This is a genomic window from Cupriavidus pinatubonensis, from assembly GCF_019602855.1.
Classification (GTDB): Bacteria; Pseudomonadota; Gammaproteobacteria; order Burkholderiales; family Burkholderiaceae; genus Cupriavidus; species Cupriavidus pinatubonensis.
Genome location: NZ_CP080766.1, coordinates 1,265,512 through 1,281,447, shown reverse-complemented (window position 1 = coordinate 1,281,447; position 15,936 = coordinate 1,265,512). Strand labels below are relative to the sequence as shown.

Genomic DNA, 15,936 nt, shown 5'->3' with positions numbered 1-15,936 from the left:
CCTGCTATCGTGTGGCAGGTCACCGCCAGGACGAATTCCATGCCATTCGTATTTGTCGAACCCCACGCTGCGCGCGAAGATCCGCTGCAGGACGAACTCGCATTGCTGGACGCTGCCGCTCACGGCAGCGAAGTCGCCCAGTTGTGGGAGGCCCCGGTGTCGCTGGTGGTGCCCCGCAGCTACCTGCGCTATCCGAAGTTCGAGGCCGCGCGTGACAGCTTTGCCCGGCGTGGCTGCCCTGTCTGGTTGCGCATGTCGGGCGGCGGACTGGTGCCGCAGGGGCCCGGCATCATGAACCTGAGTCTCGCCTATCGTGTGGATGGGCCACCGGGCGCGTTGAGCGAGGCGGTGTACCTGCACCTGTGCGAGGTCGTCGGCGGGGCATTGTGCAACCTTGATGTCGACAGTCACTGGCAGGCCGTCGAGGGATCGTTCTGCGACGGGCGATTCAATCTGGCCTGGGGGCCGCCGGGCCAGGCGCGCAAGATTGCTGGCACGGCCCAGTACTGGCGCCGGGCACCGGCAGCCGCGCAGGCGCCGGATGGCCAGCGCCATGTGGTACTCGCGCATGCGGTGCTGCTCGTCAGCGCGGATCCGGTGTCGATCACGCAGCGCGCCAATGATTTCGAGGCCGAGGCCGATACGGGCCGGCACTACGATGCCGACAAGGTGGTCAGCGTACAGCAGGCCATGAACGCAGCCAACGACGATCAGGCAGCATTGGCGCAGCGGGTACTCGAAGCGTTGCGGGCAAGCGTGGCCGCTTCGGTGCCGCCGCGCGCATAGTCTGCTATCGCGCGGGCAGGAACCGCATGTCGCCGTACCACGCGCGCGTGGTGGCGCCTGTGTTGTCGGTATCGGTGAGCAGGCCGTAGGCCGTAATCTTGCCGGGAGGTTCGTGGAACGCCTGCTCGTAGTCCTGGGCAATATTGCGGCGCAGCGTCTGCCACTGGCCCGCATCGCCGGGCTTGCCGGCAACCACGATCATCTGCACGCGGTTGGTGTGCGGGTTGGCGATAACGCTGCCAGGCGCGGCTGTCGTCGACCAGATATACATCAGCGTGGCATAGGGCAGGTCTTCGCCGCCGAGCTTCTTCGCAAGCTGGATGCCCGCGCGATCGCCAAACGACAGCTTGTCCTTGTCGCCGTCAAAGAAGAACACCAGTCGGGCCGGGGCATCTTCCTTGGCGCCCTCGCTGTTGTCGGCGCCTTCGACTGGCGCTTGCGCCTTCCAGCGCCACGCGACAAACGGCGTGCGGTCCAGGTCGATATTGCCCTCGTGCATCAGCGCGGAAGCGGACCTGTTCGCATCGGCTTGCAGCACGGTGGTGTTGCCATCCGCCACGAGCGTATAGCGGGTCATCGCCTTGCCATGCACGACAGGCAGGTTCTTCCAATCGGCCGGCAACTGAGCGCCGGGACGCAATGCGGAAAATGCGATGCCGGGTTGATCGCCCTGCGCGGACTGCGCCGGGGTTGCAAGCAGGACGGCCGCGCACAGCAAGCCGCGCCATAGCGCTTGCGTCTGCCTGTGTGCGTGCCGCGGTGAGAGGGGTGGCATGACGCAAACGCTCCGGTGACTGGGCATGGGAGCATTGTAGTGAGGCGGGACATTTTCCGTCTGGCACCGAGAGATACTTCAGCAGGTAGTGGCAGCTTCGGGGCGCAAGGGGTCGCGTGTTACACGCCCCCAAAAAAATCGCGGCCCGCACAGGGGCCGCTAATCGGGAATGCGAGGAGGTCAGTTTCCTCAAGAGGCGTTATCGGCGCAGCGTCTCGCATCGAGACCCCTCTTTGGGAGGGGCTGCCTCGCATCGTCCGATTAAGCGATCAGGTAGTTTGGGCCTTCGGGGGGCATATTGGCAGCGCGCACTTTCTGCACGTTCGCCATCAGTTCGGTATGTGCTGCGTCCAGCCAGTCGACGCGGTGCCGGACAGGATCGTTCGGCGACAGATCGTTTGCTGAAATCTCGCGCAGGAAATAGCGCACCATGTTTCCAGCCCGTGCCGGAACCGGCATCATCCCCAGAAGCTGGTGTTTGGCCAGGAGCCGCCGGCTTGCTGCATGGCGCAGTCCGGACCATGCGGTACGGCCTAGCGCAATGTAGAACGCGTCGGGACGCATCTGGCGAAGTGCGCCGAGAAAGTGGGCTTCGAATGCGGCGCGCAGCATCGGCGCCGCAAGCAGGTCTTCCAGCGTGCCATTGAAAGCGAGGCCGCGGCGCGTGGTGGCGCACGGTAACAAGGCCAATGGCTGGAACTGCTCGAAACCCTCGTTCCATAGCGCCGCCGCGTGGGGCAGCCCCACAAGCTCCGGTGCGCGGAAATGATCGAGCATGCGGATCAGATTGGGCCGTATCAGCTGCCCGCCAAGTTCCACGCGGCGCTTGTTCTCGCGCTGGATCACGCGGCCCGGCGTACGCGCCTGCAGCAACTCCTCGGTCACCGCTGCGGCAAGCCGCACGTGAGCATGCCCTGGCGTCGCGCTGACTAGTACCAGGCGTGCGCCCAGGTTGAAGTGCTCGTGCGGCACATACGTCATCGTGTAAGTGCCGTCCTGATCGACCAGTATCGGCTTGGCGATTAGCCCAGCGGATCCCATGCGCCGGATCTGGGCGCAATATTCTTCGATGTAGTTCGTCAAGGTGTCCCCGCTCCACTGCGATAAAGGTGCTGCCAGCTTCTTTTTTTCTTCATGGTAAGCCGCAGCCCCGGACACCGACAAAATCAAAAGAGTCGTATCAGGCTCTCGATGCCATGAGCTTGGTGGGACAGCGAACGAATGCGGTGCCTCCCGCTGTCAGCCGCCGGCATGGTCACGCGCCGGGCGACTGACTCTTTGCTACCGTACCTCAAGGTGTGGGTCAGGAGGATGACGGGCCGGTTCAGCCGGAGATCGTGGTGTCGATAGCAATCTCGGCCGACAACGATTTGTGCACGGGGCACTTGTTCGCCACGCGCAGCAGATCCTCAAGCACTTTGGGTTCCAGATTGCCAGTGACGCGGACTTCGCGCTTCATCGCGTAGTGGCCGGAGGTTTCCTCGTGGCTGACGGAAGCATGGATTCCATCCACGGCGTAGCCCTTGCGCTTGGCATAAAGCTGGAGGGTGAGCACCGTGCATGCCGCAAGCGCCGAATCGAGCAAGTCATGCGGGCTGGGATACTGCGGGTCGCCGCCCGCCGTGTCATCCAGATCCGCTTGCCAGCGCGCTTGCCCATTGGTCAGGTTGCAAAGCGTATTGTCCTGGCTCGGCTGCCATGTCGCTTGGATAGTCATCGAACGTCCTCGTACGGGAGTGGGCCGGAGCGCGGCCCGGGAGTAACGATTCTATACAGATGTACGAACTGCGACATTTTCAGTGATTAATGCGGCGCCTTTCGATATTGGCGATTTATTTCACCAAACCGCTTGCCAAGGGTGATTTGCTGCCGTACTATTCGCCCCCTCGCAACACAACGCGGCGCTGCAAGGCAGGGCTGACAAGGGCTGCGGGGCAACTGGGTGGTTCGGAGCGAGAGAGTTAGCGCGACGAACCGAAGCAAAAAAAAGTGCTGACCCGGTTGACGAAACGAAGAAAGTTCTGCATAATCTCGTTTCTCTGCTGCTGACGCAGCGACGCAAACGGCAAAGCCGGTGCGTGGCCCGAAAGGGCGGGTTCTTTAACAACCAAACAACCGATAAGTGTGGGCGCTGGGTAGCGGACGCACGAAGTCTTCGGACTTCGGAGCTTCAAAAGTTACAAAGTGCTCGCACAGCAAAACGTGACTGGGTCTACGGATCTGGTCAGTCAGTTTTCTGAGAGTGAGCGACCGCTCGAAAGAGCGAGGACCTTCGGGTCCACACAGAGATTGAACTGAAGAGTTTGATCCTGGCTCAGATTGAACGCTGGCGGCATGCCTTACACATGCAAGTCGAACGGCAGCACGGGCTTCGGCCTGGTGGCGAGTGGCGAACGGGTGAGTAATACATCGGAACGTGCCCTGTCGTGGGGGATAACTAGTCGAAAGATTAGCTAATACCGCATACGACCTGAGGGTGAAAGCGGGGGACCGGTAACGGCCTCGCGCGATAGGAGCGGCCGATGTCTGATTAGCTAGTTGGTGGGGTAAGAGCCCACCAAGGCGACGATCAGTAGCTGGTCTGAGAGGACGATCAGCCACACTGGGACTGAGACACGGCCCAGACTCCTACGGGAGGCAGCAGTGGGGAATTTTGGACAATGGGGGCAACCCTGATCCAGCAATGCCGCGTGTGTGAAGAAGGCCTTCGGGTTGTAAAGCACTTTTGTCCGGAAAGAAAACCCTTGCCCTAATACGGTGGGGGGATGACGGTACCGGAAGAATAAGCACCGGCTAACTACGTGCCAGCAGCCGCGGTAATACGTAGGGTGCGAGCGTTAATCGGAATTACTGGGCGTAAAGCGTGCGCAGGCGGTTTTGTAAGACAGGCGTGAAATCCCCGGGCTTAACCTGGGAATGGCGCTTGTGACTGCAAGGCTAGAGTGTGTCAGAGGGGGGTAGAATTCCACGTGTAGCAGTGAAATGCGTAGAGATGTGGAGGAATACCGATGGCGAAGGCAGCCCCCTGGGACATGACTGACGCTCATGCACGAAAGCGTGGGGAGCAAACAGGATTAGATACCCTGGTAGTCCACGCCCTAAACGATGTCAACTAGTTGTTGGGGATTCATTTCTTCAGTAACGTAGCTAACGCGTGAAGTTGACCGCCTGGGGAGTACGGTCGCAAGATTAAAACTCAAAGGAATTGACGGGGACCCGCACAAGCGGTGGATGATGTGGATTAATTCGATGCAACGCGAAAAACCTTACCTACCCTTGACATGCCACTAACGAAGCAGAGATGCATTAGGTGCCCGAAAGGGAAAGTGGACACAGGTGCTGCATGGCTGTCGTCAGCTCGTGTCGTGAGATGTTGGGTTAAGTCCCGCAACGAGCGCAACCCTTGTCTCTAGTTGCTACGAAAGGGCACTCTAGAGAGACTGCCGGTGACAAACCGGAGGAAGGTGGGGATGACGTCAAGTCCTCATGGCCCTTATGGGTAGGGCTTCACACGTCATACAATGGTGCGTACAGAGGGTTGCCAACCCGCGAGGGGGAGCCAATCCCAGAAAACGCATCGTAGTCCGGATCGTAGTCTGCAACTCGACTACGTGAAGCTGGAATCGCTAGTAATCGCGGATCAGCATGCCGCGGTGAATACGTTCCCGGGTCTTGTACACACCGCCCGTCACACCATGGGAGTGGGTTTTGCCAGAAGTAGTTAGCCTAACCGCAAGGAGGGCGATTACCACGGCAGGGTTCATGACTGGGGTGAAGTCGTAACAAGGTAGCCGTATCGGAAGGTGCGGCTGGATCACCTCCTTTCCAGAGGCGCGCGTTCTGCGTGCTCAGTGTCCACACTTATCGGTTTGTTTGCTGTTACAGCCAAGGGTCTGTAGCTCAGGTGGTTAGAGCACCGTCTTGATAAGGCGGGGGTCGTAGGTTCAAGTCCTACCAGACCCACCAAGTTATCCGAGGGGGGATTAGCTCAGCTGGGAGAGCACCTGCTTTGCAAGCAGGGGGTCGTCGGTTCGATCCCGTCATCCTCCACCACCGCTTACGAGCGGGACGGAAGTACCTTGGTTTGGTTGGCCAAATGCAAGCGCTCTGCAGAAGAGTGTTTGCATTTGGCATTGCCAAGCGATCGCAAGATCGGCTGTTCTTTAACAATATGGGATGTAGTAAAGGTGTCGCGCGAGCGTTGATGAGACGCTCAGTTGTATAACGCGATACCGGGTTGTGATTGTATCAACCAAAGTATTTAAGTGATCGAAAGATGACTTGGAATACGGCACAAATGCGAGAACTCAACCTGTAGCGAGACGGTGTCCTTGAGACACACTTGTTATAGGGTCAAGCGAACAAGTGCATGTGGTGGATGCCTTGGCGATCACAGGCGATGAAGGACGCGGTAGCCTGCGAAAAGCTTCGGGGAGCTGGCAAACGAGCTTTGATCCGGAGATGTCCGAATGGGGAAACCCGGCCCGAATGGGTCATCCCACACTGAATTCATAGGTGTGGGAAGCGAACGCGGCGAACTGAAACATCTAAGTAGCTGCAGGAACAGAAATCAACCGAGATTCCCAAAGTAGTGGCGAACGAAATGGGAAGAGCCTTGTACTCTTTAGCAGTGTTGTTAGCAGAACGGGATGGAAAGCCCGGCCGTAGCAGGTGATAGCCCTGTATGCGAAAACAGCGTTGTGGAACTAGGTGTACGACAAGTAGGGCGGGACACGTGAAATCCTGTCTGAAGATGGGGGGACCATCCTCCAAGGCTAAATACTCGTGATCGACCGATAGTGAACCAGTACCGTGAGGGAAAGGCGAAAAGAACCCCGGGAGGGGAGTGAAATAGATCCTGAAACCGCATGCATACAAACAGTCGGAGCCTCGTAAGGGGTGACGGCGTACCTTTTGTATAATGGGTCAGCGACTTACATTCAGTGGCGAGCTTAACCGATTAGGGCAGGCGTAGCGAAAGCGAGTCCGAACAGGGCGATTAGTCGCTGGGTGTAGACCCGAAACCAGATGATCTATCCATGGCCAGGTTGAAGGTGCGGTAACACGTACTGGAGGACCGAACCCACTAACGTTGAAAAGTTAGGGGATGAGCTGTGGATAGGGGTGAAAGGCTAAACAAATCTGGAAATAGCTGGTTCTCTCCGAAAACTATTTAGGTAGTGCCTCGTGTGTCACCTTCGGGGGTAGAGCACTGTCATGGTTGGGGGGTCTATTGCTGATTACCCCGCCATAGCAAACTCCGAATACCGAAGAGTGCAATCACGGGAGACAGACATCGGGTGCTAACGTCCGGTGTCAAGAGGGAAACAACCCAGACCGCCAGCTAAGGTCCCCAAATATGGCTAAGTGGGAAACGAAGTGGGAAGGCTAAAACAGTCAGGAGGTTGGCTTAGAAGCAGCCACCCTTTAAAGAAAGCGTAATAGCTCACTGATCGAGTCGTCCTGCGCGGAAGATGTAACGGGGCTAAGCCATATACCGAAGCTGCGGACGCACAGCAATGTGCGTGGTAGGAGAGCGTTCCGTAAGCCTGTGAAGGTGTCTTGTAAAGGATGCTGGAGGTATCGGAAGTGCGAATGCTGACATGAGTAGCGATAAAGGGGGTGAAAGGCCCCCTCGCCGTAAGCCCAAGGTTTCCTACGCAACGTTCATCGGCGTAGGGTGAGTCGGCCCCTAAGGCGAGGCAGAGATGCGTAGCTGATGGGAAGCAGGTTAATATTCCTGCACCGTCGTATGATGCGATGGGGGGACGGATCGCGGAAGGTTGTCCGGGTGTTGGAAGTCCCGGTCCCTGCAGTGGAGAAGGCGCTTAGGCAAATCCGGGCGCGCAATTCAAGGCTGTGGGGCGAGTGAGCTAGGCTCGCGAAGCAATTGGAAGTGGTTCCAAGAAAAGCCTCTAAGCTTCAGTCATACGAGACCGTACCGCAAACCGACACAGGTGGGCGAGATGAGTATTCTAAGGCGCTTGAGAGAACTCGGGAGAAGGAACTCGGCAAATTGGTACCGTAACTTCGGGATAAGGTACGCCCTGGTAGCTTGACTGGCCTGCGCCAGAAGGGTGAAGGGGTTGCAATAAAATGGTGGCTGCGACTGTTTAATAAAAACACAGCACTCTGCAAACACGAAAGTGGACGTATAGGGTGTGACGCCTGCCCGGTGCCGGAAGATTAAATGATGGGGTGCAAGCTCTTGATTGAAGTCCCGGTAAACGGCGGCCGTAACTATAACGGTCCTAAGGTAGCGAAATTCCTTGTCGGGTAAGTTCCGACCTGCACGAATGGCGTAACGATGGCCACACTGTCTCCTCCCGAGACTCAGCGAAGTTGAAGTGTTTGTGATGATGCAATCTCCCCGCGGCTAGACGGAAAGACCCCATGAACCTTTACTGTAGCTTTGCATTGGACTTTGAACCGATCTGTGTAGGATAGGTGGGAGGCTTTGAAGCGTGGACGCTAGTTCACGTGGAGCCGTCCTTGAAATACCACCCTGGTTTGTTTGAGGTTCTAACCTTGGCCCGTGAATCCGGGTCGGGGACAGTGCATGGTAGGCAGTTTGACTGGGGCGGTCTCCTCCCAAAGTGTAACGGAGGAGTTCGAAGGTACGCTTGGTACGGTCGGACATCGTACCTAAAGTGCAATGGCAAAAGCGTGCTTAACTGCGAGACCGACAAGTCGAGCAGGTGCGAAAGCAGGACATAGTGATCCGGTGGTTCTGAATGGAAGGGCCATCGCTCAACGGATAAAAGGTACTCTGGGGATAACAGGCTGATACCGCCCAAGAGTTCATATCGACGGCGGTGTTTGGCACCTCGATGTCGGCTCATCTCATCCTGGGGCTGTAGCCGGTCCCAAGGGTATGGCTGTTCGCCATTTAAAGAGGTACGTGAGCTGGGTTTAAAACGTCGTGAGACAGTTTGGTCCCTATCTGCCGTGGGCGTTGGAATCTTGACGGGGGCTGCTCCTAGTACGAGAGGACCGGAGTGGACGTACCGCTGGTGTACCTGTTGTCTCGCCAGAGGCATCGCAGGGTAGCTATGTACGGAAGAGATAACCGCTGAAAGCATCTAAGCGGGAAACTCGCCTGAAGATGAGGATTCCCTGGAGGCTTGACCTCCTTGAAGGGTCGTTCGAGACCAGGACGTTGATAGGCTGGGTGTGGAAGCGCAGTAATGCGTTAAGCTAACCAGTACTAATTGCCCGTAAGGCTTGATCCTATAACCAGTGTGTTTTAGCCTGGTGAGTCAATCGCCTTGTGCCGATACAGCACAACCCAACGCTACAAAACTACATCCCGAATTGGTGAGGTTGACCGCGTCAGCCTCACAACCCCTCATGCCTGGTGACCATAGCGAGCTGGAACCACCCCTTCCCATCCCGAACAGGTCCGTGAAACAGCTCCGCGCCGATGATAGTGCGGATACCCGTGTGAAAGTAGGTCATCGCCAGGCTCTTATAATGCAGAACCCCTCAGCTCATTCGAGCTGAGGGGTTTTTGCTTTTGGAGCGTCGAAAACCAAGGCGAGTACGGAAGCGCTTTGAATCAGGGCGCCTACCTGATGCCAATCACCATTGAATCCGGCCCGGCCAGCGGCTCGACGCGTACCTGCGTGAAGCCCGCCTCCTTCATCCAGGCGCAGCATTGCGCCCCGGTGTAGTCGAAGCCGCCGGGCGTTTCGATCAGCATATTCAGGCTCATCAGAAGCCCGAATGCGTTCTGCCTGCGCTCGTCGTCGATTACCGCGTCGTAGACGATCAGACAGCCCTCGTCAGGCAACGCCGCGTGGCATTTCTTCAAAAGTTCGAGCTTCTGCCCGAGGTCCCAGTCGTGGAGGATGTGTCCCATCACGAGCACATCCGCCGTCGGGCATGGGTCTTTGAAGAAATCGCCAGGCTGGAAGCGCAACCGTTCCTGCAAGCCGTGCGAGACCACGTATTCTTCAAACACTGGACCCACGGCAGGCAAATCGAAGCCGCCGCCGCGCAAGTGGGGATGCGCCAGTGCTATCTGCACGGGCAATGCTCCCTGCGCTGTGCCGATGTCGATGAATGTGCTGTAGTTCTGCCAAGGGAATTTCTGCGCCATTGCCTTGGCCGCGCCCAGGCTGACACCGGTCATCGCCCGCAAGAAGCGCCGCAACGCATGTTCATCGTGGTAAACGGCTTCGAACAGGTTGCCGCCGCGCTTGGCCTCATTCTGAGGTTGCCCGGTCCGAAGCGCTTCGGTCAATGAGCCCCAGAACGGATACAACCGGGTGTTGGCCATTTCCAGCAAGTCGCCCACGTAGCTGGGTTTCGCCGCATCCAGAAATAGAGCGGTGTCGGGTGTGTTGCGATATTTCCCCTGTTCGCGTTCCAGCAGCTTCAGTGCGACCAGCGCGTCGAGAAAATCAAGCGCCGATCGGCGATGCAGTCCAAGCGCCGAAATGAGTTCCGCGGCGCCGAGAGGGCCCGCCGCCAGGCGAGTGAACACGCCTAGTTCGACGGCGGACAGCATGGTCTTGGATGCCCAGAATCCCATGCCAAGCTGCAGCAGGCGATCCGGGGTGAGTTCGGGATGGTCCGTGTCCGCGCCAGCGTCGCGCGGCGCCAAGCCTGACGTATTCTGCATCTACGCTCTCCCGCAATTGTGGAGACATCCCGGATGCCATGGGCGACGGGATTTTGATGCTTAGCGTAGACAGCGCATAAAGCGAAGTCCAGCCCTTGCCGCAGGTATCGCTGCGCCCGAACGAGGAACTTACTGCGCCTGCCCTGGGATCGCGCTTCGCGCCGATAACTTCTCATCACCTTGCAGGACATCATGGCATTTATTTCCGATACGCCGCTTGTGTCGGCGGCCGACGCCGCAGGCGATACCAGGCTCAGTGATCTGCTCGGGGAAGTCAGAGCATGCCGGCGCCGAATCGCTGCGAACTTTACGTGCTCAACGGATTGAGGAGAGGATTGGGCCGCTGATCCCGCTGATCCCGCTGATCCCGCTGATCCCGCTGATCCCGCTGATCCCGCTGTTCATGAAGCCGTAGGCTGCGTCGAGGGAGGGGTGCTCAAAAAGCCATCCCCGGTCCTTTTTCCAATAAAGACTTGCATTCCTGCCATCGAGGCATTAGTATTCGCTCCCTCGTTCGCAAGAGTACTGCGAAACGGGGTAGGAAAAAGACTTTCCGGGATTAATCACTCAAAAGAGCGGAGCAGTTCAGGAAAAAAGAAATTTCGCGAAAATGCTTGATTAATCGTCGAAAATACTTTAAAGTCTTGTTTCTCTGCTGCTGACGCAGCAACGCAAACGGCAAAGCCGGTGAGCGTAACCCGAAAGGGTGGCTTCTTTAACAATCAAACAACCGATAAGTGTGGGCGCTTGATACTGGATGCGAAAGACTTCGATCTTTTAGCTCAAAAGTTATCAGTGCTCGCACAGCAAAACGTGACTGGGTCTACGGATCTGGTCAGTCAGTTTTCTGAGAGTGAGCGACCGCTCGAAAGAGCGAGGACCTTCGGGTCCACACAGAGATTGAACTGAAGAGTTTGATCCTGGCTCAGATTGAACGCTGGCGGCATGCCTTACACATGCAAGTCGAACGGCAGCACGGGCTTCGGCCTGGTGGCGAGTGGCGAACGGGTGAGTAATACATCGGAACGTGCCCTGTCGTGGGGGATAACTAGTCGAAAGATTAGCTAATACCGCATACGACCTGAGGGTGAAAGCGGGGGACCGGTAACGGCCTCGCGCGATAGGAGCGGCCGATGTCTGATTAGCTAGTTGGTGGGGTAAGAGCCCACCAAGGCGACGATCAGTAGCTGGTCTGAGAGGACGATCAGCCACACTGGGACTGAGACACGGCCCAGACTCCTACGGGAGGCAGCAGTGGGGAATTTTGGACAATGGGGGCAACCCTGATCCAGCAATGCCGCGTGTGTGAAGAAGGCCTTCGGGTTGTAAAGCACTTTTGTCCGGAAAGAAAACCCTTGCCCTAATACGGTGGGGGGATGACGGTACCGGAAGAATAAGCACCGGCTAACTACGTGCCAGCAGCCGCGGTAATACGTAGGGTGCGAGCGTTAATCGGAATTACTGGGCGTAAAGCGTGCGCAGGCGGTTTTGTAAGACAGGCGTGAAATCCCCGGGCTTAACCTGGGAATGGCGCTTGTGACTGCAAGGCTAGAGTGTGTCAGAGGGGGGTAGAATTCCACGTGTAGCAGTGAAATGCGTAGAGATGTGGAGGAATACCGATGGCGAAGGCAGCCCCCTGGGACATGACTGACGCTCATGCACGAAAGCGTGGGGAGCAAACAGGATTAGATACCCTGGTAGTCCACGCCCTAAACGATGTCAACTAGTTGTTGGGGATTCATTTCTTCAGTAACGTAGCTAACGCGTGAAGTTGACCGCCTGGGGAGTACGGTCGCAAGATTAAAACTCAAAGGAATTGACGGGGACCCGCACAAGCGGTGGATGATGTGGATTAATTCGATGCAACGCGAAAAACCTTACCTACCCTTGACATGCCACTAACGAAGCAGAGATGCATTAGGTGCCCGAAAGGGAAAGTGGACACAGGTGCTGCATGGCTGTCGTCAGCTCGTGTCGTGAGATGTTGGGTTAAGTCCCGCAACGAGCGCAACCCTTGTCTCTAGTTGCTACGAAAGGGCACTCTAGAGAGACTGCCGGTGACAAACCGGAGGAAGGTGGGGATGACGTCAAGTCCTCATGGCCCTTATGGGTAGGGCTTCACACGTCATACAATGGTGCGTACAGAGGGTTGCCAACCCGCGAGGGGGAGCCAATCCCAGAAAACGCATCGTAGTCCGGATCGTAGTCTGCAACTCGACTACGTGAAGCTGGAATCGCTAGTAATCGCGGATCAGCATGCCGCGGTGAATACGTTCCCGGGTCTTGTACACACCGCCCGTCACACCATGGGAGTGGGTTTTGCCAGAAGTAGTTAGCCTAACCGCAAGGAGGGCGATTACCACGGCAGGGTTCATGACTGGGGTGAAGTCGTAACAAGGTAGCCGTATCGGAAGGTGCGGCTGGATCACCTCCTTTCCAGAGTGTGCATCCCAAGTCAAGCGTTCACACTTATCGGTTTGTTTGTTGTTGCAGCCAGAATGGTTGGCCAAAGGCAAGCGCTTAGCATTGAGCGCTTGCCTTTGGCATTTGCCAAGCGATCGCAAGATCGGCTGTTCTTTAACAATATGGGATGTAGTAAAGGTGTCGCGCGAGCGTTGATGAGACGCTCAGTTGTATAACGCGATACCGGGTTGTGATTGTATCAACCAAAGTATTTAAGTGATCGAAAGATGACTTGGAATACGGCACAAATGCGAGAACTCAACCTGTAGCGAGACGGTGTCCTTGAGACACACTTGTTATAGGGTCAAGCGAACAAGTGCATGTGGTGGATGCCTTGGCGATCACAGGCGATGAAGGACGCGGTAGCCTGCGAAAAGCTTCGGGGAGCTGGCAAACGAGCTTTGATCCGGAGATGTCCGAATGGGGAAACCCGGCCCGAATGGGTCATCCCTGACTGAATACATAGGTCAGGGAAGCGAACGCGGCGAACTGAAACATCTAAGTAGCTGCAGGAACAGAAATCAACCGAGATTCCCAAAGTAGTGGCGAACGAAATGGGAAGAGCCTTGTACTCTTTAGCAGTGTTGTTAGCAGAACGGGATGGAAAGCCCGGCCGTAGCAGGTGATAGCCCTGTATGCGAAAACAGCGTTGTGGAACTAGGTGTACGACAAGTAGGGCGGGACACGTGAAATCCTGTCTGAAGATGGGGGGACCATCCTCCAAGGCTAAATACTCGTGATCGACCGATAGTGAACCAGTACCGTGAGGGAAAGGCGAAAAGAACCCCGGGAGGGGAGTGAAATAGATCCTGAAACCGCATGCATACAAACAGTCGGAGCCTCGTAAGGGGTGACGGCGTACCTTTTGTATAATGGGTCAGCGACTTACATTCAGTGGCGAGCTTAACCGATTAGGGCAGGCGTAGCGAAAGCGAGTCCGAACAGGGCGATTAGTCGCTGGGTGTAGACCCGAAACCAGATGATCTATCCATGGCCAGGTTGAAGGTGCGGTAACACGTACTGGAGGACCGAACCCACTAACGTTGAAAAGTTAGGGGATGAGCTGTGGATAGGGGTGAAAGGCTAAACAAATCTGGAAATAGCTGGTTCTCTCCGAAAACTATTTAGGTAGTGCCTCGTGTGTCACCTTCGGGGGTAGAGCACTGTCATGGTTGGGGGGTCTATTGCTGATTACCCCGCCATAGCAAACTCCGAATACCGAAGAGTGCAATCACGGGAGACAGACATCGGGTGCTAACGTCCGGTGTCAAGAGGGAAACAACCCAGACCGCCAGCTAAGGTCCCCAAATATGGCTAAGTGGGAAACGAAGTGGGAAGGCTAAAACAGTCAGGAGGTTGGCTTAGAAGCAGCCACCCTTTAAAGAAAGCGTAATAGCTCACTGATCGAGTCGTCCTGCGCGGAAGATGTAACGGGGCTAAGCCATATACCGAAGCTGCGGACGCACAGTAATGTGCGTGGTAGGAGAGCGTTCCGTAAGCCTGTGAAGGTGTCTTGTAAAGGATGCTGGAGGTATCGGAAGTGCGAATGCTGACATGAGTAGCGATAAAGGGGGTGAAAGGCCCCCTCGCCGTAAGCCCAAGGTTTCCTACGCAACGTTCATCGGCGTAGGGTGAGTCGGCCCCTAAGGCGAGGCAGAGATGCGTAGCTGATGGGAAGCAGGTTAATATTCCTGCACCGTCGTATGATGCGATGGGGGGACGGATCGCGGAAGGTTGTCCGGGTGTTGGAAGTCCCGGTCCCTGCAGTGGAGAAGGCGCTTAGGCAAATCCGGGCGCGCAATTCAAGGCTGTGGGGCGAGTGAGCTAGGCTCGCGAAGCAATTGGAAGTGGTTCCAAGAAAAGCCTCTAAGCTTCAGTCATACGAGACCGTACCGCAAACCGACACAGGTGGGCGAGATGAGTATTCTAAGGCGCTTGAGAGAACTCGGGAGAAGGAACTCGGCAAATTGGTACCGTAACTTCGGGATAAGGTACGCCCTGGTAGCTTGACTGGCCTGCGCCAGAAGGGTGAAGGGGTTGCAATAAAATGGTGGCTGCGACTGTTTAATAAAAACACAGCACTCTGCAAACACGAAAGTGGACGTATAGGGTGTGACGCCTGCCCGGTGCCGGAAGATTAAATGATGGGGTGCAAGCTCTTGATTGAAGTCCCGGTAAACGGCGGCCGTAACTATAACGGTCCTAAGGTAGCGAAATTCCTTGTCGGGTAAGTTCCGACCTGCACGAATGGCGTAACGATGGCCACACTGTCTCCTCCCGAGACTCAGCGAAGTTGAAGTGTTTGTGATGATGCAATCTCCCCGCGGCTAGACGGAAAGACCCCATGAACCTTTACTGTAGCTTTGCATTGGACTTTGAACCGATCTGTGTAGGATAGGTGGGAGGCTTTGAAGCGTGGACGCTAGTTCACGTGGAGCCGTCCTTGAAATACCACCCTGGTTTGTTTGAGGTTCTAACCTTGGTCCGTGAATCCGGGTCGGGGACAGTGCATGGTAGGCAGTTTGACTGGGGCGGTCTCCTCCCAAAGTGTAACGGAGGAGTTCGAAGGTACGCTTGGTACGGTCGGACATCGTACCTAAAGTGCAATGGCAAAAGCGTGCTTAACTGCGAGACCGACAAGTCGAGCAGGTGCGAAAGCAGGACATAGTGATCCGGTGGTTCTGAATGGAAGGGCCATCGCTCAACGGATAAAAGGTACTCTGGGGATAACAGGCTGATACCGCCCAAGAGTTCATATCGACGGCGGTGTTTGGCACCTCGATGTCGGCTCATCTCATCCTGGGGCTGTAGCCGGTCCCAAGGGTATGGCTGTTCGCCATTTAAAGAGGTACGTGAGCTGGGTTTAAAACGTCGTGAGACAGTTTGGTCCCTATCTGCCGTGGGCGTTGGAATCTTGACGGGGGCTGCTCCTAGTACGAGAGGACCGGAGTGGACGTACCGCTGGTGTACCTGTTGTCTCGCCAGAGGCATCGCAGGGTAGCTATGTACGGAAGAGATAACCGCTGAAAGCATCTAAGCGGGAAACTCGCCTGAAGATGAGGATTCCCTGGAGGCTTGACCTCCTTGAAGGGTCGTTCGAGACCAGGACGTTGATAGGCTGGGTGTGGAAGCGCAGTAATGCGTTAAGCTAACCAGTACTAATTGCCCGTAAGGCTTGATCCTATAACCAGTGTGTTTTAGCCTGGTGAGTCAATCGCCTTGTGCCGATACAGCACAACCCAACGCTACAAAACTACATCCCGAATTGGTGAGGTTGACCGCGTCA

5 protein-coding genes, 2 tRNA genes and 5 rRNA genes are annotated in these 15,936 nt (G+C 56.4%); 8 read left to right on the top strand and 4 right to left on the bottom strand.

What is annotated here, in order from left to right; genetic code table 11:
- Nucleotides 1–39: 39 nt before the first annotated feature.
- The gene (locus K2O51_RS05880) at nt 40–786 is read left to right on the top strand and encodes a lipoyl protein ligase domain-containing protein (protein WP_011301661.1); all 747 of its coding nucleotides are present in this window, start codon (nt 40–42) and stop codon (nt 784–786) included.
- Nucleotides 787–790: 4 nt separating this feature from the next.
- Here the strand turns inward: K2O51_RS05880 and K2O51_RS05875 are convergent, their stop codons facing one another.
- From K2O51_RS05875 to K2O51_RS05865, 3 genes are all read right to left on the bottom strand, one after another.
- Nucleotides 791–1,561: a DUF3047 domain-containing protein gene (locus K2O51_RS05875; protein WP_011301662.1), complete on the bottom strand. Its 771-nt coding sequence runs from the start codon at nt 1,559–1,561 to the stop codon at nt 791–793.
- Nucleotides 1,562–1,822: 261 nt separating this feature from the next.
- Nucleotides 1,823–2,644: a hypothetical protein gene (locus K2O51_RS05870; protein WP_220630610.1), complete on the bottom strand. Its 822-nt coding sequence runs from the start codon at nt 2,642–2,644 to the stop codon at nt 1,823–1,825.
- Nucleotides 2,645–2,885: 241 nt separating this feature from the next.
- Nucleotides 2,886–3,278: an OsmC family protein gene (locus tag K2O51_RS05865; protein ID WP_140949464.1), complete on the bottom strand. Its 393-nt coding sequence runs from the start codon at nt 3,276–3,278 to the stop codon at nt 2,886–2,888.
- Nucleotides 3,279–3,852: 574 nt separating this feature from the next.
- Here K2O51_RS05865 and K2O51_RS05860 point away from each other — a divergent pair.
- From K2O51_RS05860 to rrf, 5 genes are all read left to right on the top strand, one after another.
- A 16S ribosomal RNA gene (locus tag K2O51_RS05860) occupies nt 3,853–5,386 on the top strand.
- Between the two features lie 64 nt (nt 5,387–5,450).
- Nucleotides 5,451–5,527: transfer RNA gene (locus tag K2O51_RS05855), tRNA-Ile, on the top strand.
- Between the two features lie 11 nt (nt 5,528–5,538).
- A tRNA-Ala gene (locus K2O51_RS05850) sits at nt 5,539–5,614 on the top strand.
- A gap of 298 nt (nt 5,615–5,912) precedes the next feature.
- Nucleotides 5,913–8,793 (top strand): 23S ribosomal RNA (locus K2O51_RS05845).
- A gap of 121 nt (nt 8,794–8,914) precedes the next feature.
- Nucleotides 8,915–9,027: ribosomal RNA gene (gene rrf / locus K2O51_RS05840) — 5S ribosomal RNA — on the top strand.
- The 16S, 23S and 5S rRNA genes sit together here with 2 tRNA genes alongside, the layout of an rRNA operon.
- A gap of 101 nt (nt 9,028–9,128) precedes the next feature.
- On the opposite strand, the gene K2O51_RS05835 is transcribed toward rrf, so the two are convergent.
- Entirely contained in the window at nt 9,129–10,187 is a 1,059-nt protein-coding gene (locus K2O51_RS05835) for a methyltransferase (RefSeq protein ID WP_011301665.1), read from the bottom strand.
- A gap of 902 nt (nt 10,188–11,089) precedes the next feature.
- Between K2O51_RS05835 and K2O51_RS05830 the strand changes: the two genes are divergently transcribed.
- Nucleotides 11,090–12,623 (top strand): 16S ribosomal RNA (locus tag K2O51_RS05830).
- A gap of 329 nt (nt 12,624–12,952) precedes the next feature.
- Nucleotides 12,953–15,833: ribosomal RNA gene (locus tag K2O51_RS05825) — 23S ribosomal RNA — on the top strand.
- Nucleotides 15,834–15,936 lie beyond the last annotated feature (103 nt).

Excerpts from the sequence above, each read along its gene's own strand:
- K2O51_RS05835 (WP_011301665.1), bottom strand. The coding sequence starts at position 10,187 with ATGCAGAATACGTCAGGCTTGGCGCCGCGCGACGCTGGCGCGGACACG.
- K2O51_RS05875 (WP_011301662.1), bottom strand. The coding sequence starts at position 1,561 with ATGCCACCCCTCTCACCGCGGCACGCACACAGGCAGACGCAAGCGCTA.
- K2O51_RS05865 (WP_140949464.1), bottom strand. The coding sequence starts at position 3,278 with ATGACTATCCAAGCGACATGGCAGCCGAGCCAGGACAATACGCTTTGC.
- K2O51_RS05880 (WP_011301661.1), top strand. The coding sequence starts at position 40 with ATGCCATTCGTATTTGTCGAACCCCACGCTGCGCGCGAAGATCCGCTG.